Origin of the sequence: Segatella baroniae DSM 16972 = JCM 13447 (assembly GCF_000426585.1) — a bacterium.
GTDB classification, from domain to species: Bacteria; Bacteroidota; Bacteroidia; order Bacteroidales; family Bacteroidaceae; genus Prevotella; species Prevotella baroniae.
The window spans coordinates 1-17,916 of the sequence record NZ_AUFQ01000019.1 but is presented as its reverse complement, the minus strand read 5'-3'; the positions used below and the strand labels follow the sequence as shown (position 1 = coordinate 17,916).

Annotated in this window: 12 protein-coding genes; 7 read left to right on the top strand and 5 right to left on the bottom strand. The window is 54.9% G+C overall.

What is annotated here, in order from left to right; all coding sequences use genetic code 11:
* Positions 1 to 38: 38 nt before the first annotated feature.
* Complete coding sequence (locus K334_RS0110990) at positions 39 to 332, bottom strand: hypothetical protein (RefSeq protein ID WP_021589067.1); 294 nt, start codon at positions 330 to 332, stop codon at positions 39 to 41.
* Positions 333 to 558: 226 nt separating this feature from the next.
* Between K334_RS0110990 and K334_RS0110985 the strand changes: the two genes are divergently transcribed.
* Complete coding sequence (locus tag K334_RS0110985; protein ID WP_027444962.1) at positions 559 to 2,118, top strand: SLC13 family permease; 1,560 nt, start codon at positions 559 to 561, stop codon at positions 2,116 to 2,118.
* Positions 2,119 to 2,208: 90 nt separating this feature from the next.
* Here K334_RS0110985 and K334_RS0110980 read toward each other — a convergent pair whose 3' ends face one another.
* From K334_RS0110980 to K334_RS0110970, 3 genes are read right to left on the bottom strand one after another with little or no spacing between them, the layout of a single operon-like run.
* Complete coding sequence (locus tag K334_RS0110980) at positions 2,209 to 3,030, bottom strand: GSCFA domain-containing protein (protein ID WP_025881419.1); 822 nt, start codon at positions 3,028 to 3,030, stop codon at positions 2,209 to 2,211.
* Between the two features lie 23 nt (positions 3,031 to 3,053).
* Positions 3,054 to 5,789, bottom strand: coding sequence for a bifunctional fucokinase/fucose-1-phosphate guanylyltransferase (locus tag K334_RS0110975; RefSeq protein WP_025881418.1), 2,736 nt, complete (start codon positions 5,787 to 5,789; stop codon positions 3,054 to 3,056).
* Positions 5,786 to 8,275 (bottom strand): YfhO family protein, encoded by a 2,490-nt coding sequence (locus K334_RS0110970; protein WP_027444961.1) that lies wholly within the window; start codon positions 8,273 to 8,275, stop codon positions 5,786 to 5,788. Before K334_RS0110970 ends, K334_RS0110975 begins: the two co-directional genes overlap by 4 nt.
* A 715-nt stretch (positions 8,276 to 8,990) precedes the next feature.
* Here K334_RS0110970 and K334_RS0110955 point away from each other — a divergent pair.
* From K334_RS0110955 to K334_RS0110940, 4 genes are all read left to right on the top strand, one after another.
* Positions 8,991 to 9,716 (top strand): 5'-methylthioadenosine/adenosylhomocysteine nucleosidase, encoded by a 726-nt coding sequence (locus K334_RS0110955; protein WP_025881417.1) that lies wholly within the window; start codon positions 8,991 to 8,993, stop codon positions 9,714 to 9,716.
* A gap of 109 nt (positions 9,717 to 9,825) precedes the next feature.
* Entirely contained in the window at positions 9,826 to 10,305 is a 480-nt protein-coding gene (locus K334_RS0110950; protein WP_025881416.1) for an S-ribosylhomocysteine lyase, read from the top strand.
* Positions 10,306 to 10,324: 19 nt separating this feature from the next.
* Positions 10,325 to 12,340, top strand: a complete 2,016-nt coding sequence (locus tag K334_RS0110945; protein ID WP_025881415.1) for a hypothetical protein — start codon at positions 10,325 to 10,327, stop codon at positions 12,338 to 12,340.
* A gap of 113 nt (positions 12,341 to 12,453) precedes the next feature.
* Positions 12,454 to 14,658 carry a sodium-translocating pyrophosphatase gene (locus K334_RS0110940; RefSeq protein WP_025881414.1) on the top strand — a complete coding sequence of 735 codons (2,205 nt, stop codon included), beginning with the start codon at positions 12,454 to 12,456 and terminating at the stop codon, positions 14,656 to 14,658.
* Between the two features lie 115 nt (positions 14,659 to 14,773).
* Here K334_RS0110940 and typA read toward each other — a convergent pair whose 3' ends face one another.
* On the bottom strand, positions 14,774 to 16,576 hold the full coding sequence (typA, locus tag K334_RS0110935; RefSeq protein WP_027444960.1) for a translational GTPase TypA: 1,803 nt from the start codon (positions 16,574 to 16,576) through the stop codon (positions 14,774 to 14,776).
* 300 nt (positions 16,577 to 16,876) lie between these two features.
* Between typA and rpsO the strand changes: the two genes are divergently transcribed.
* Positions 16,877 to 17,146: a 30S ribosomal protein S15 gene (gene rpsO, locus K334_RS0110930; RefSeq protein ID WP_025881413.1), complete on the top strand. Its 270-nt coding sequence runs from the start codon at positions 16,877 to 16,879 to the stop codon at positions 17,144 to 17,146.
* Positions 17,147 to 17,755: 609 nt separating this feature from the next.
* Positions 17,756 to 17,916 (top strand): Arm DNA-binding domain-containing protein (locus tag K334_RS14535; RefSeq protein WP_081658090.1); only part of this gene is annotated, 161 nt, incomplete at its 3' end.

The window sequence follows — 17,916 nt, the reverse complement described above, 5'->3', positions numbered from 1 at the left end:
CTAAAGAAACGACCAAAGAAATACTATAAAAATGCGATTCAACCTTCGATGCGGCGTACATTCTTTCCTTCCGCGTGGACGAACCCTGCTTCTCGGGCCTTGCCCAGCAAGTAGAGCGCCTTCTTGTAGGAGCAACCGTATTTGTTTTTTAGGCTTACCAGGAAGGTCGTTCTGGAGATTTCAATGGCATTTTGCTCATGGAAGATGGCGTCAATCTTCTTCTTCAGTTCGTCGGGATGGAAGCTGATGCGTTTTTGATAGGCGTAATTTACGATGGCAATGGCCAGAAATACGACGACAGCCACGATAATCAACAAGGTAATCTTAGTCATAATGCTTGATTTAATAAGGTTGGTAACTCTAATATAACATGTCGCAAATATACTATTTTTTCGAAGAGGTTGTCCTCGAAGGGCTGTTTTTTAATGTTTTTTCGGCAAAAATGCAACAAAAAACAACCATCCATCAATTTTATGTTACTTTTTTGATATAACGAATTTGATTATTCACTATATTTGTCCAATCGAACGCGACCATGATGATTAAACAATAAAGCCTATGAACAACATCCACGTAAAGAAGATCTCTCCCGAAGAGGAGCAGACTGCTATCAACCCCGATTCGAAGTTTGATCGCAACCGTCGCTATGCCGGTGCCGTCTTCGGACCCATCTGCGCGTTATTGGTTTGGATTACACCCATCGGCGGTCTCACGCCCGAAGCCCACAAGTTGCTGGCCATCATGACCCTTGTTGCCCTTTGGTGGATTACCGAGCCCATCCCCATTCCCGTGACTTCGTTGCTCGGACCTACCCTCTGTGTCGTATTCGGCGTTGTCAAGATGAAAGAAGCTTTCGCCGCTTTTGCCAATCCGATGATCTTTCTGTTCATGGGCGGCTTCATGATTGCCAAGGCCATGATGGTTCATGGGCTCGACAAGCGCATTGCCTATGGTATCATTTCCATGAAATGGGTGGGCGACAGTCCGCGTAGGATATTCCTGGCCATAGGCTTGGCCTGCATGCTTTGCTCCGGATGGATCAGCAATACGGCCACGGCCGCCATGATGTTCCCCATCGCGCTCGGCCTACTGGAGGCCATTCGGGAGATGATGGAGGCCAATGGCAAAGAGATAAACCTCAAGACTTACAAATACGCGACGGGCCTCATGCTGATGACGGCTTACGCCTGCTCCATTGGTGGCGTCTTGACACCGATCGGAACGCCACCTAATATTATTATGCTCGGCTTCTTGAATGAGATGTGCAACGTGCATGTATCGTTCTTCCAATGGATGGTTTGGGGCTTTGTCGCCATGATTTTCTACTTTGTCATCGCTTATGTCGTTCTGGCAAAGATGTTTCCTGCCGACGTGGAGCACATCGAGGGGGCGCAAGCCTTTATCGGGCGGAAGATCAAAGAACTGGGACACTGGACACAAGCGCAGAAGAACACGCTCATAGCCTTTGTCGTTGCCGTCATATTGTGGATTACCCCGGGCTTTCTCAGTATCATTTTCGGCACGGAAAGCAGCATTCTGAAAGGCTACAACAAGCTCTTTCCCGAGGCAGTCGTGGCCATGGTGGGTGCCTTGCTGCTGTTCTTTCTGCCCGTTAACCTGAAGAAAGGCTGGATGACACTGCGATGGAAGGACGCCGTTGCCGGTGTCGAGTGGGGCACGCTGCTGCTCTTCGGCGGCGGCCTGGCCATGGGAGGCATGATGTACAGCACAGGATTGTCGGCCTGGATAGGCGACCGAATCATCGCCATGATGGGCGGTGAGCCTTCCGAATTGGTTCTTGTGGCGGTATTCTGCGTCATGGCATTGCTGTTGTCGGAACTCACATCCCACACGGCGGCCACCAATATGATCGGTCCTTTGGCCATCGGCGCGGCCATCTCGGCCGGCTACAGTCCGATTCCCGTGGCCGTCGGCGTGGCGCTTTCCGCCTCTTTGGGCTTCATGCTGCCCGTCTCTACGCCGCCCAACGCCATTGTCTATGCCAGCGGCTACATCCCCATTACGAAGATGATCAAGACCGGTGTCTATATCGACGTCATCGGAATAGCCGCCGTCACGATACCTGTCGTGCTCTATCTGGTCAACATGATAATGTAGAGAGGGCGATTTAAGACAGACTTCCACCAATGATGAAAAAGACTTGCATGGTTTCCAAACGGCAATCGTGCAAGTCTTTTTCTTTTCAAGTCATCTTCTATCGGCATACTTTGCCTCAAACGCTTTCAATCTCGCTTCCGTTTCGGCGCGGAATCGGCGATATTCCTCGGAGTCGGGATGGAAGGGCTTGTGGGCCAACGCTTCCTTTATCGGTTTCCATTCGGCCATGAAAGCATTCGTCTCGTCATCAAAATAAGCGGTGGAAAAGCGTTCCCAGATATATTCCACAGCCTGGGCGGACGGATGGAGCATGTCCATTTCGTAGAAACGGTAGTCGCGCAACTCGTCGCATACAAGTTCATAAGCGGGAAAATAGTTCACCACCTTATTATATATAGGGAGCTTGCACAACCTGTCGACCGCAAGCAGTAGCGTCGCTTTGCTCAATTGGCTTTCATGATAGCCGTATTTGCGATAGCGGATGGGGCTGACCGTCATCACGATCTGCACGTCGGCATTGCGCAACAGCAGGCCGTCTACAGCCGACCGCAATGCCTCCACGCACTCCTCGACCGTCAATTCCCGCTCCGTGAAGAGCCGTTGCGGCCGCTTGTCGCAGTTGTCTACAATCTCTCCCGTCGCGTTGAGCACATAGACGTGGTTTGTTCCAAGCGTCATGAACACCACGTCAAACGGCTGCTGCGCGTCGTCCGCCGCCAATCGGTCGATGGTGTGCTTCACACTGATGGGATTATACATCACGCCGAAGGGGTTGATTTGCGCCCGGAAATGCTCTTCCGAAAAGCGCAGGCCTATGTTTCCGGCAAAGCAACTGCCCACGAACAGCAGTCGATGGGCGGGCTTTATCTTCCAGGAAGATGCAGGAATGTCTACGATCGTTCTAAACTCCACGGGAAAATGTGATTGGTTACATGCTAAGAGCGGCTGACCTGAAGTCCTGTCCGGCTCAACTGCAAATCCACAAAACGTGCATTGGGGTTGCCTCGGTCGGCCTGCAGAATCTGTTTGATGCGTGCGGCGGCGTCGGGACTCTTCGCCACCATGTAGAGATAGCCGCCGCCGCCCGCCCCGGGCAGTTTGTAGCCCAGGCAAAGGTCGTCGATCAGGGCTGTCAAGCGGTTGACCGACATTGGATTCGTGCCGCTGTCCAACCGTTGGTTGAGCTGCCATGACTTGCGGACAAGCCGTCCCATCAATGCAAAGTCTTGACGCAGGATGGCGTCATACATGTCGAGCGCATGCTGCTTCATGTCTGCCAGCAGTTCCAACTGCTCATGCTGGTTGAGAAACATCCTGCGGACTATCTGGCTCAAGATGTCCTTGGCGGTACGAGTGATGCCTGTATAATAAAGCAAGTGACAAGGGGCATGCTCCTGACCGGTGAACATTTCCGCCGGCAGATACTTCACCAAAGGCTCTTGCAGGAATCCTTTGCCGGTCTGCAGCAACTTGATTCCCGGCAACAAACCGCCAAACTGATCCTGCCATCCACCACCCGTCGTGAGCAGTTGCTCCAGCACGAGCGTGCGATGGCCTATCTCGTTCTTGTCCCACGACAAGCCGCAGAAGTCGTTGAGGGCACCCAGCACCGTGGCGGCAAGGATGGAACTCGTGCCCAAACCGCTGCCGGCAGGTATCGCCGAGAGCATGGTCAACTCGATACCGCAGCCGAAATCCTCCAATTGAGCGGCAAGGTCGGGATAGTCCATCGAAGAGAAACCGGGTTGGAAGCCTGCCAATACCAGTGCAGCCTTGGGGATGGAGAACGGACTGCCCACTTTCTTGAAGTCTGCCAGCTGTGCATAGGTGGTGATTTCTTCGGCCGATCCCAGGTCGATGCTGCGCAGAATGATTTTCCGTTCGCGGCAAGGTTTCACGTATGTCTGCAACGGTGGCTGCCCATTCAGTTCGATTGCGAGATTGACGACATGGCCTCCTTCCATCAGACAGTAGGGCGGCGTGTCGGTCCAGCCACCTGCCAAGTCGATACGCACGGGGCTTCTTCCCCATACAATCTGGTCGGCATACACGTTCATGTGGGGCGTTTGCTTCACTTCCAACGCTCTGCGGGTCAGCCCTTCACGCAACAGGCCGAAGGCAAGGTCGGCCTCTCCTCGGAACATCGCGTCGTGAATGCGCGTCATCAAGGGTGCCGCCGCGGGCAGACGTTCGGGCATGGGCACCTGGAACTGGGCGAACTCCTGCGCGGCGTCTTCCAAATCAAGCTGATAGAACACGCTGTGCTCATGGTTGCTTGCCAGCAGTGGCCAGGCCTGGGCGCGGAAATGCCTGCGCTGTGCTTCCAGTCGGCGCAGGTCGGCCTGTGCCGATATGTCCTCCGCGCTCAGCTTTTCGGCTTCTTCATATAGCTGGCGGGCATGCTCGGAAAGGTTTTGCTTCAACATGTACTGCAACACCTCGCTCATGTCGGCCATCGAACGGACTACGGGGAACAGCTTCTGCTGTTGCAACGGGCCCGCGAATGTGTCATAATAGCCATAGGGACGCACCACCCAAGCCGCCTCGCCCAGCGGCACGATGTCCACGCACTGGCAGGGTTCCAAGTCCAATGTCCAGTCGTTTTCGGGCACGCCGGTGATGATGTTCTCGCTCGTCAGCGTCCAGTGGCGGCCTACGAAACTGTTCTCTATCCACAGATTGCGGTTGTCGGCGGTGACGGCCACCTCCATGACGGCGTTCTGTACAAAGATGGAAGGATGGGGTTTGCGCGAATGGTGCATGATTTCGCGTTGGTCGTTCACAAGATTCTGAATGGCCAACGTCGAGGAGAGCAGTTCGCGACTCGTGCCGAAATGGTGGAACTCGCCCCCCGGCAGCGGCAGAACCGCCACCTTCAAGTCGGCCAGTTCCGGGTCGGGCAGCGACGGACGGCTGCCCAGCGCGCAGCCGAAAGTTCCGTAGAGGTCGTATTCCCGATACTCGCCCGACGGCGTTTTCGACTTTTGGGCCAATGCCGTCATGGCCTTGTCGCTCAACAACCATACGCCGATGTCGGTCAGGTAATAATGGTCTTTCAGCAGGTTGCCCAAGGTTTCGACCGTGGGTTTCTGCAACATGCGTTCCAATTCCGCGGGACGTTCGCGCGGCGACACGAAGACGCCATGGTTCCGGGCAGTCTCCGGGCCCAGCCAGAGGCCGTAGCATACGATGTCTGCGTCGTCGGGGATGGGTTGCAAAGGCTGCGTGGCCCGTATATAGACGTCGCCGCTGGCAATCATCACGTTCAGACGGCGGGGCGCCGCATTGAGAATCTTCTCGTAGAGTGGTATCTGCAACGACAGCAGGTCTTGCGACAGGCGCTGTCCCCGAGCCCAGCGGAACACGGGAATGGGCGTCAGTATTTTGCCGGCCGGCGCATACGACGGCAGCCGTCGGCTCTGACCACCGGCATGCAACAGCAGGTAGCGTTCGTCGGAGGGCAGATAAGTCGCTCCGTCCGCTTCGCCGTTTGACTTCCGTAGCCTCTCGCGCTCGGCCAGATAGCGGTCTGCCAGCCACACGGAACCGCCTCCCGAACCTAACTTCCGATTCGCCGGATCGTGCGTACAGAACCAATCTTCGCGGTCATACCCCGTGATGTCGTGGAAGCATTCCACCAAGTTGGGGGGAAGGGAAAGGAGCTTCTTCATGCCGTTTTCTTCTTGAGCGTTTCAAAATAAACCGCGAGACCGATCATCACGAGCAGGATGGCGTAGGCCACATAGGCCACGGTTTCGGTGCGGTCGACACTCTTGGGATAAAAGCTGAGCACCACCTGATGGCTTCCCGGCTGCACGTTGATGGCCCGAAGGATGTAGTTCACCCGGCCCAGTTCGACGGACTTTCCGTCCACGGTGGCCTGCCAGCCCGGATAGTAGACCTCGGAGAAGACCACGACGCCGCCCTTGTCGGATTTCACTTGGTAGGTGAGCTTGTTGGGTTCATAAGCCGTAAGCTCCACCAGGGCCGTCTCGTTTTCGGCCACGGCCTTGCCCAACTGCTTTTCAAACTTCCTGTCGGCCACGGCATGGTGGCGCAAGTCGAGCTTGCCGACGCTGTTCAGCTCCTGATTGGCACTGTCCACATAGTCGAGGCGGTCGACGAACCAGCCGTTGCCATAGACGTATGGATTCTGCAACGGCACGGTCTGTCCGCCCTGCAAGGGCAGAATGAAGTATTTGGCATTGAGCATGTTCAGCACGGGGAAGATACTGTCGCCGTTGACCTTCGTCATATCGCCGTCGGCCTGTTGCACCGCGGCCATCAGCTTCTGCATTTCCGGATGGATGTAGGCCTCTATCATCTCCTGATAGCGGCGCAGCTTGGCCGCGTGATAGCCGCCAATGCTCTTGTGGAAATAGCTCGTCTCGTTTTCGTTGAACGTGTTGGAAGCCAGGTTGAGCACCCGATAGTCGAGGCTCTTGTCCTGCAATATCTGGCGGTCGGTGGCTGTCATCTGCTTGGGCGTCTCGCGCACGCTCTTCTCCACAAACATTTCGTCGTTGAGATAGCGCTTGTCCACCTGCCACATGTCGATGAAGCACAGCACGGTTATCAAGCCGATGACATAGTCGGCGCGCAGTTTCCGGTACTTGTAGAGGAAAATCAGGGCCGTACCCAGCACGATGATCCAGAACGAACGCCAGCAGTCGGCCGTGAAAATGCCCTCGCGAATGCTGTTCAGGTTGGCCGTCAGGGGCGCGAGATATTCACTCGGAATGCTCTTGAAGGCTTCCTGCTCCTGCACGGAGATGAAATTTGAGAAGAAGACGCCGGGCATGAGGGCGAACAGCAAGGCTATGCCGGCCGTCAAGGCGAAGCTGATATAGACATATTTCATCTTCCGTTGCAGCACGTCGGGGTTTTCAATGACTTCTTTCAGGGCCATGACGGCCAGCAGCGGGATGGTGAACTCGGCGATGACCAGAATGGAAGCAACGGTGCGGAACTTGCTGTACATGGGCACATAGTCGAGGAAGAAGTCGGTGAACGGCATGAAGTTGCGCCCCCAGGAGAGCAGTATCGACAGGATGGTGGCGGCCAGCAGCGCCCACTTCATCGGGCCTTTGACGACGAACAGGCCCAGGATGAAGAGCATCAGCACGAAGGCGCCCACATAGACGGGGCCGCTCGTGCCTGGTTGGTCGCCCCAATATTGTCCCAGTTGCTGATAGATTTGCATGAAGTTGGGGTCGGCCTTCTCCATCGCCTTGCGGTTGGCGGCCAACGGAACGGACGCTCCGCCCTTGGTGTTGGGCACCAGCAGCGTCCATGTCTCGTCAATACCATAACTCCATTGCGTGATATAATCGCGGTCCAGGCCGCTGTTTGTCTGCACGGTCGCGTTCTTTTTCACCAGCTCGCTCTTGCCGCGCATGCTCTCCTGGCCATACTGCCACGTGTGATACAGGTTGGAGAGGTTGATGCAAATGCCCAGAATGGCGGCGGCGGCACACACCCCGACCGCCTTCCAGAATTGCTTCAACGTCTTCTCCCGGATGGCCGTGACGAGATAGGCGATGACCATGAAGAGGATGATGAACAAGTAGTAATAGGTCATCTGCACATGGTTGGCGTTCACCTCGAAGGCCGTGAAGATGGCCGTAATGATGAAACCGGGAATCAGTTTGCCCCGGAACGCCAGCACCACGCCCGCCATCATCGGCGGCAGATAGGCCAACGCCATCACCTTCCACAGGTGGCCGGCGGCGATGATGATGAGAAAGTAGCTGGAGAAAGCCCAGATGACGGAGCCCAGGACGGCCAATGACTTCCTGAAATCGAAAGCCCGAAGCAGGATATAGAAGCCCAGCAGGTAGGCAAAGAGGAACCATACGTTCTCGGGCAGCCACAGATGATAGGCTTTTTCGGCCTGGTTGAGCACCGAACCGCTCTTGTAGGAGGGGGCCATCTGGTAAGTTGGCATGCCGCTGAACAGGGAATTGGTCCATCGCGTGACCTCCCCGGTCTTCTGTGTGTACTGGCTCATCTCGATACCGGCACCCCTTCCGGCCGACGAGTCGTGCCGATAGAGAATGCGGCCGTCGATGTCGGCCGGAAAGAAATAAGCGAATGAGATTACAACAAATAATACGACAGCGGCGATGTCTATCAGATACTTCTTCAAAGCTTTCATTTCATTATGAATTGTTTACAAGGCAAAAATACAAAAAAACGTCCATATATCCACCTAATCCGCCCTCTTTTAGCATGTTGGTGGCTCTTTATTCCCCCGTTTGCCCACCGAAAAGCTGTATGAAGGCACCAAACTCCCGCATGATCTTCGATGTTTCTCCGTCTTCGGCCGACGAATCAGCATAGTGGGGACGCGCTTTTCCCCTGCGTTTGGTTGTTATGAGTGGGGCCATGGGCGCCCCTCTCGTCACCGGAACGTCTTCCATTTCGTCTCCTCCGTCGGCTTGTTGACATTGCAAAACAATCCATTATTTCGTCATCGGCAAGCCGATGAAAACCAGGAAGCGCACGGCCGCAGCCATATTTGTCAGCCGCAGCCGCGTTAAAGTTGGGGAATTGTGCGCCGTTTAAGTTGCTTTTTCTTACTTTTGCATGAGAGATGAAAGCGTCGGCTTTCTGTTTTTGAACAATCAAACAAGGCTGTTTGTCGGCATGCGGTTCGGCCCGCTCGAACGGGACGCTGCGCGACCGTTTTCCAAAAGGACGGCGGTTGGCTTCTGAAAGCTGCCCTTTCGCATTGTAAAAGCTGCCCTTTTGTGTTGCAAAAGCTGCCCTTTTACACGCCGGAAAGGCTGCGGTTGGAAAACCATTCCCATGCCCTTTCGTGGCAACTGCTGAAAGACCGACGCGCCACAGCCCACAGCAAGCGAAAAGAAATGCGAAAAATTGGAATCATCGTGGCCATGGACAAGGAGTTCAGGCAACTGGAAGGTTTGCTCGAAGCGCCCGTCACCGAAGAGTTTAACCACAAAACATTCGTGTCGGGACAGGCTTTCGGCAATGAAATCATACTGATGCAATGCGGCATAGGCAAGGTGAACAGCGCCATCGGCTGCGTGGAGATGATCGACCGCCACCGCCCCGACCTCATCATATCGAGCGGCTGCGCCGGCGGAGCCGACACCCGACTGAACGTGGGCGACGTGGTGGTGGCCCGCGAGTGCGTCTATCACGACGCCTACTGCGGCGACAACTGCGCCTACGGGCAGATATTAGGCATGCCCGAACGCTTCACGGCCCCCCGGGAACTGGTCGACAAGGCCTTGGAAATCAACGACGGCGCCATGTCGGCAAAGGGACAGACGGCCATGCCGACCATCGTCAGCGGGCTGACCGTGAGCGGCGAATGGTTCGTGGACAGCCGAGACAAGATGAGGGCCATCCTGGAACATTTTCCCGAGGCCACGGCCGTCGACATGGAGAGTTGCAGCATAGCGCAGACTTGCCACGTCTATGGCGTCGACTTCATATCCTTCCGCATCGTCAGCGACGTCCCGTTGAAAGACCACAAGGCGCAGATGTACTTCGATTTCTGGGACAAAATGGCCGAAGGGAGCTTCGACGTGACCCGGGAATACCTGAAACGATTAGGTACACGATGAACTTTCGACGAAAGACCTACACCTTATTACATATAATAGCATAACGATAAAAGTAATGATGATGACAAACGATAACATGACAAGCCGGCCGCAGGACGCTGCAGCCGAGCTGAAACCGATTCCCTCCTTCACCATCGACCACCTGAAGCTGCTCCGAGGCGTCTATGTGAGCCGTAAGGACAGGGTGGGGGACGAGGTTGTCACGACATTCGACATCCGAATGAAGGAGCCCAACCGTGAACCTGTGCTGCACAATGGGGCCATCCACACCATAGAACACCTGGCCGCGACCTACCTGCGCAATGATGTGGAATGGAAAGACCGTATCGTCTACTGGGGGCCGATGGGCTGTCTGACGGGCAACTACCTGATTCTGCACGGCGACTGGGAAAGCGAGGACATCGTCGGTCTGCTGCAACGCACCTTCGCTTTCGTAGCCGATTTCGACGGAGAGATTCCCGGAGCGGCGCCCAAGGACTGCGGCAACTATCTGCTGCACGACCTGCCGATGGCCAAGTATGAGTCTCGGAAATACCTGGAAGAGGTCTTGAATCGGATGAAACCTGAGAATTTGGTCTATCCACGCTAATCCTTCTCTGTCTAATACCTTGAAAACTCTTTTTACATTTCTATTCCTTCTCCTCGCCGTCTGTCCGCTTCCGGCGCAGCCAAAGGCCGACTGGGAGCTGTATTTGGAGCATGTCGTCGCGCTCGACGACATGGAAGCGGCGTCGTGGGAGGAAGTGCATCAGGTGCTGAACGAGTACGCCCTGCATCCCATCAACATCAACGAAGCCACCGAAGACGACCTGCGGCAGCTGCTGTTCCTCAACGACAGGCAGATAGACGAGCTGCTGACATATCTTGGAAAGTATCGAGGCATGCGCACCTTGGCCGAACTCAACCTGTTGCGGGAGCTGGATTACGACCGGAAAATGCTGTTGAGCTGTCTGGTTTATGCGGGCGACATGCCGCAGCACAAGCCGTCTATAGGTCAATTGCTTCGCAATGGCAAGCAGGAAGTGGTGTTCACGGCCGGCATTCCGCTCTATCGGCGCGAAGGGTTTGCCAACGGCCGCTACCAAGGCGGCCCGTTGCGGCATTGGCTGCGCTATGACCTGAACGCGCAAAACCAGCTGCGGCTGGGGCTCGTGGGCGCGCAGGACGCCGGCGAACCGTTCTTCAAGGGCGGGAACAGGCTGGGCTATGACTACCATTCGTTCTATTTTCAGCTGCGCCGTCGGGGGCTGGTCGACAACCTTGTCGTGGGCCGATACAAGGTGAGGGCGGGCATGGGACTGGTCATCAACGGTGGACTGGGATTGGGAAAAGCCACCTTTCTGACCAACCTGGGTGGCATGGGAAACGCCGTGACGGTGCATTCTTCAAGGAGCGAAGCCAACTATCTGCAAGGCGTGGCCGTCACCCTGCAACCCCGAAGCGGCCTGCAGCTGACGCCATTCCTTTCGTATCGCCGGCTCGACGGTACGTTCAACAACGACAGCACCACCTTATATAATATAGCAAGCGGCGGCTATCACCGGACTGTCAAGGAGCTGGACCGCAAGAACAATACCTCCATGCTGACGAGCGGGCTGCTTTTCAGAGTCCTGAAAAACGGCTTTCAGCTGGGTGCCACACTGGTCTACAACAAGTTGGACAGGACGCTTAGGCCCATGAAAACGGACAGTCTGGGCGCCATCAGGCCCAGCCAGCTCTATAGAATGTGGCTGCCACAAGGCACCGACTTCTGGAATGTCGGGCTGAACTACGGCTACAACCACGGCAAGCTGTCGCTGCATGGCGAGACGGCACGCGGCAATTGCAAGGCATGGGCTGCGCTCCACACGCTCAACTATGCCTTTTCGGGCAGCCTGTCGCTGACGGCCTTGCACCGTTTCTACTCCTACCGCTACTATGCTTTGCAAAGTATGAGCTACAGCGAGGGCGGCTCCACGCAGAATGAAAGCGGCCTGTATGTGGGTGTCAACTGGCGCATCAGGAAGTATTTGCAGCTTACGAGCTACGTGGACTACGCCTATTTCCCCTGGCCCAAATACCAGACGTTGGGGTCGTCGCATGCCTGGGACTGCCAGGCTGGCCTGCTCTATCAGCGCAGGAGTTGGTCGGCCCAGCTGCGCTATCGCTACCGTCGGCGGCAACGCGACGACGATGGGAAGACGCGGTTGATTCCCAAGCAGGAACATCGAGGGCAGGCCATGCTGGCTTATGCCGCCGGCGGATGGACCGTCACGACCAAGGCAAGTATCAACTACAGCCTTTTCAAGCGCAAGGGGCTGGGCTGTCTCTTGGAGCAAAAGGCCGGTTATCGAGGCCGGAACTTCAGGGTGACGGCCGACATCGGCTACTTTCACACGTCGAATTACGACAGTCGGGTCTACACTTACGAGCGCACGCTGCTCTACATGATGAGCATTCCCTCCTTCAGCGGCCAAGGATTGCGCTATGGTCTGTTGGCCGACTGGCAGCTCGGACGACTGCGGTTGGGCGCCCGTTTCACAACGACGGACTACTTCGACCGGGCCTCCATCTCCACCGGTCTGCAGCGAATCGACGGCTCTTCGCAAGCAGATGTCGACGTACAATTGAGGTATTCGTTTTGAAAGTTTTCCATTTTCATTACAAATGGACAATGAAAATTACTTACATTTGCACTTATAACATTGAAACACGACTCTAATTTCAAATCTATTCACCACTAAAAATCTAACGAATCATGAATGGAATCCCTACAGTATTTTGGCTGGTGCCCATCGCCTCGATAGTGGCCTTGGGCATGGCATGGTATTTTTTCAGCAAGATGATGCAGGCTGAAGAAGGTACGCAACGTATGATTGAAATTGCAGAACACGTCAGGAAAGGGGCCATGGCCTATCTGAAACAACAATATAAGGTGGTGCTCTACGTCTTCATCGTGCTTGCCATCGTCTTTGCCATCATGGCCTATGTGCTCAATGTGCAGAATCCATGGGTGCCGGTAGCCTTCCTCACGGGTGGATTCTTCTCGGGATTGTCCGGCTTCTTCGGCATGAAGACGGCCACGTATGCCTCTGCCCGCACGGCGAATGCGGCCCGCGAGGGACTGAACAAGGGCTTGCGCATCGCGTTCCGCAGTGGCGCTGTCATGGGATTGGTCGTAGTCGGCCTCGGACTGCTCGACATCGCGCTGTGGTTTCTGATTCTCAACTATTGCTATCAGGGTGACAATATGGCCTTGGTGACCATCACCACCACTATGCTTACGTTCGGAATGGGCGCTTCCACACAAGCGTTGTTCGCCCGTGTGGGCGGTGGTATCTATACCAAAGCTGCCGATGTGGGCGCCGACCTGGTAGGAAAGGTGGAGGCAAACATACCCGAGGACGACCCGCGCAACCCGGCAACGATTGCCGACAACGTGGGGGACAACGTGGGAGATGTGGCTGGCATGGGGGCCGACCTGTATGAAAGCTACTGCGGAAGCATACTCTCCACCGCCGCGCTAGGGGCCACGGCCTTTGCCATGAACGGCGATATGCAGCTCAAGGTGGTCATTGCGCCGATGATTATTGCCGCTGTGGGTATCTTCTTGAGCCTCTTCGGCATTTTCCTCGTGAAGACAAAGGAAGATGCAACGATGAGGGATTTGCTCCATTCGTTGGGCTTGGGCACCAACGTCGCTGCCATATTGATTGCCGGTGCCACGTTCGTCATCCTCTATCTATTGGGACTTGACAACTGGCTGGGCGTCTCTTTCTCGGTCATCAGTGGCCTGTGTGCCGGTGTCATCATCGGTCAGGCGACGGAATATTACACCTCGCAGAGCTACAAACCTACGCAGAAGATTTCAGAAGCTTCGCAAACGGGCTCGGCAACGGTCATCATCAAGGGTATCGGAACGGGCATGATTTCGACCTGTGTGCCCGTCGTCACCATCTGTGTCGCCATCATGTTGAGCTATCTTTTTGCCAATGGATTCGATTTGAGCATGAGCGCGAGCAGCATGTCGCGTGGCCTTTATGGCATAGGAATCGCCGCGGTGGGCATGCTTTCCACCTTGGGTATCACGCTGGCGACCGACGCCTACGGTCCGATTGCCGACAATGCGGGAGGCAATGCTGAAATGAGTGAGTTGGGAGAAGAGGTCCGCCATCGCACCGACGCCCTCGACGCGCTGGGCAATACGACAGCCGCCACCGGCAAAGGGTTTGCCATCGGCTCCGCGGCCCTTACCGCTTTGGCCCTTCTGGCCTCATACGTTGAAGAGATAAAGATAGCCATGATGCGGGCAGCCAGTGAGGGACAGCAGTTCCTTTACACGACGGGGGAGATCTTCAACCCCGACAATGCCAGCATAACCGACTTTATGAACTTCTTCCAAGTGAACCTGATGAACCCGAAAGTGTTGGTCGGTGCCTTCATCGGTGCCATGGCCGCTTTCCTCTTCTGCGGCCTGACGATGGGGGCAGTGGGCCGCGCCGCCCAGAGCATGGTGGAGGAAGTGCGCCGCCAGTTCCATGAAATCAGAGGAATCTTGGAAGGGAAAGCGACGCCCGATTATGGCCGTTGCGTGGAAATTTCCACCCGAGGCGCGCAGCGTGAGATGATTATTCCGTCTGTCATGGCTATCGTCATTCCCATCATTGTCGGTGTCGTGTTGGGCGTGGCAGGCGTCTTGGGCCTTTTGGTCGGCGGCCTGTCTGCCGGCTTTACCTTAGCCGTCTTCATGGCCAATGCCGGCGGCGCGTGGGACAACGCGAAGAAGATGGTGGAAGAAGGACACTTCGGCGGCAAGGGTTCAGCCTGTCATAAGGCCACCATCGTGGGCGACACGGTGGGCGATCCTTTCAAGGATACGTCAGGGCCGAGCCTCAATATCCTCATCAAACTCATGTCAATGGTCAGCATTGTGATGGCCGGATTGACCGTCGCCTGCATGTAACGTCAGAACAATATGCAATCATGACAAACAAGAAGTGGACTTCCGACAGCTATGGAAAAGGCTGTCGGAAGTCCACTTCTTGTTGATTTGGGGGACAAAAGCCTGAATCTGTTGCTTATTCCTTATTGGAACGCTTGCGCTCCAGATGGTCCAGGATAGTCTTTCGCATGCGCATATTCTTCGGAGTGACCTCTACAAGCTCGTCGGCCTTGATGTATTCGAGACATTCCTCCAAGCTCATGACGGTCTTTGGGATGACGCGTGCCTTCTCGTCGGAGCCGCTTGCGCGCACGTTGGTCAGCTGCTTGGCCTTCGTCACGTTGATGACGAGGTCGTTGTCGTGGACATGTTCGCCCACAACCTGCCCGGCATAAACCTCCTCGCCCGGGTCGATGAAGAACTTGCCGCGGTCTTGCAACTTGTCGAGAGAGTAGGCGAAGGCCGTACCGGTCTCCATGGCTATCATGGAACCGTTGGTGCGCCGGTCGATCTCCCCTTTGAAAGGCTGGTAGTTCTTGTAGCGATGAGCCATGATGGCCTCGCCCTGTGACGCTGTCAGAACGTTGGTGCGCAAGCCGATGATACCACGGGAAGGAATCTCGAACTCGATGTTCACGCGGTCGCCCTGGCTTTCCATGCCGAGCAAGTCGCCCTTGCGGCGTGTCACCATGTCGATCATCTTGCTGGAGAAGTCCTGCGGCACGTTGATGGTAAGCTCTTCGACAGGCTCACACTTCTGGCCGTCGATCTGCTTGTAGATTACCTGCGGCTGGCCCACCTGAAGCTCGTAGCCTTCACGGCGCATGGTCTCGATGAGCACGGAGAGGTGGAGCACGCCGCGACCGCTGACAATCCACTTGTCGGTGCTGTCCTCAAACGGCTTCACACGCAAGGCAAGGTTCTTCTCAAGTTCCTTGTCCAGACGCTCCTGGATGTGCCGGCTGGTGCAGAACTTGCCCTCCTTGCCGAAGAAAGGGCTGTCGTTGATGGTGAAGAGCATGCTCATGGTAGGCTCGTCGATGGCGATGGGCGGCAGTGGCTCGGGGTTTTCAAAGTCGCAGATGGTGTCGCCGATCTCGAATTTCTCCAGTCCGATGACGGCACAGATGTCTCCCGAGTCCACGTGGTCGGTCTTCACGTGTCCCATTCCCTCGAAGGTGTGGAGTTCCTTTATCTTCGTCTTCTCCATCGAACCATTGCGGTGGCTGATGGTCACGTTCTGTCCGTCGCGCAACGTGCCGCGATGAACGCGTCCCACGGCGATGCGACCGGTGTAGTTGCTGTAGTCGAGCGACGTAATCAGCAGCTGTGGCGTCCCCTCGATCTGCTTGGGTGCCGGTATCTTGTCCAAGATGACGTCGAGCAGATAGTCGATGTTGTCGCTGGGAGCCGTCCAGTCTTCCGCCATCCAGCCGTTTTTGGCCGAACCATACACGACGGGGAAGTCGAGTTGCTCTTCCGTCGCGTTCAAGTCGCACATCAGATCGAACACCATTTCATACACCTCCTCGGGGCGACAGTTCGGTTTGTCCACCTTGTTGACCACAACGATGGGCTTCAAACCAATCTGCAAAGCCTTCTGCAAGACGAAACGCGTCTGCGGCATGGGGCCTTCGAAGGCGTCGACCAGCAGCAGACAGCCGTCGGCCATGTTGAGCACACGCTCCACTTCCCCGCCGAAATCGGAGTGCCCCGGCGTGTCGAGGATGTTGATTTTCACGCCTTTCCAGTTGATGGATACGTTCTTGGAGAGGATGGTGATACCGCGTTCGCGCTCCAAGTCGTTGGAGTCCAACACTTCACCGCTGTTATCCTGGCCGTCACGGAACAGTTTTCCGGCGAGCATCATCTTGTCGACCAGTGTCGTTTTGCCATGGTCGACGTGCGCAATCACCGCAATGTTTCTAATGTCTTGCATCTTTTAAATCTTTATACCTTAAAATTGTGGGTGCAAAATTACGAAAAATTATCAACACCGATTGTCATTTCATAGGCTTTTTGCCCACGGCATGCGCGCGGAAAGCGTGCTTCTTAGTTAAAAAAGGATAAATAAAGAAGCCAAAAAATGGCCCGTTGCATAGCCGAAGCGGATTTTTTACTACCTTTGCACCCGCATTTCGGAACATCCGAAGCATTCGAGAGCGGCGATGTAGTGATTGAGACAGCGTCTCGCTCGAAGGATGTAATTGATGCAAAAACCATTAATCACATTGAAGCAATGTATTTAGACAAAGCTAAAAAGGAAGAAATCTTCGGCCAGTATGGCAAGAGTACAACTGACACAGGGTCTGCCGAGAGCCAGATTGCGCTGTTCACTTATCGCATCGCCCACCTGACAGAGCACGTGAAGAAGAACCGCAAGGACAACGTCACGACCCGTTCGCTGACTCAGTTGGTAGGTAAGCGTCGCCGTTTGCTCGACTATCTCTACAAAATTGACATCGAACGCTATCGTGCCATCATCAAGGCACTCGGCCTGCGCAAGTAATCGCAGACGCAAAAGCATAATGGTCCCAACGCCCGACACGAGCGTTGGGATTTTTTATGCCCGTAGCTGAGGCGTGGAAATCGTGCGCAGGCCCCTGTTTCGCACCGGTTCCATGTCTTGTCGGCTGTGTTCAGGCGTTCCAAAAGCTTGTCTTTCGCATTGTAGAAGTCAAGCTTTTGCGTGGTTATCGCCAAGCTTTCACAATGTGATTGCTAAGCTTTTACAATGTAATCGCTAAGCTTTCGTGTGTGTAACTAATCAAAGAAAATGAAGAAATGTCGAAGTTGATGTAAACTAACTGATAATGAGGAGGGAATGCACAAATTAGCATGATGTTGCTCTGTTTGTAAAGGGCAGAAACATGCAGGTTTAGGCAGAAGTTCAGTTACCAGAGTGTTACCTTGTTTTGATGTTGGTAACGATGGAGAAGAAATAGGTAACCAAATTATTTTCGCTCGTGTGGCTGTTGCTTTGGTCGGCAGTTTTCTGCGTAAGTGAGGAACGCTTTAATTCGGGTAACTTTGCATAAGACAGGCTGCACTCGTCCATTTGAGAGCAAGCTCTCATGGAACTCGCTTGCACTGTCTTTGCCCACAAATATTAAAGCGTATGAAAACAGAGAAAATGAAAGTGTTGCTCTACCTTAAAAAGAGCAGTTTGGACAAGTTGGGGAAAGCTCCGATTATGGGGCGGATAACACTTGGAAGGAGTATTGCGCAGTTCAGTTGTAAGCTCTCCTGCAATCCCGATTTATGGAATCCACGTGAGAG